The sequence below is a fragment of the Planomonospora algeriensis genome (assembly GCF_977012225.1).
Map to the genome: position 1 here is coordinate 1 of NZ_CDRNDK010001153.1, position 300 is coordinate 300.

Below are 300 nucleotides of genomic sequence, written 5' to 3' on the forward strand. Positions count from 1 at the left end.
TCCGCGCCGTGACGGGCCTGCTGTTCCTGTTCCACGGGCTGGCGTCGATCTTCGGTGTCTTCGGCGGCAACCGCGGCACCGGTCAGGCCATCGCGTTCGGCACCTGGCCCGGCTGGTGGGCGGCGCTCATCCAGCTCGTCTTCGGGGCGCTGGTGCTCACCGGGCTCCTCACCCGCCTCAGCGCGCTGATCTGCTCCGGCTCCATGGCGTACGCCTACTTCGTGGTGCACCAGCCGGACCACCTGCTGCCGCTGCTCAACGGCGGTGAGCTCGCGGCGCTGTTCTGCTGGTCCTTCTTCC

General features: G+C 70.0%; 1 protein-coding gene. It reads left to right on the forward strand.

The genetic code is table 11. The annotated features are described in order from the left end of the window. A partial coding sequence (locus tag ACWJ6R_RS38220) for a DoxX family protein (protein ID WP_449066830.1) occupies window positions 1-300 on the forward strand: 300 nt, incomplete at both ends.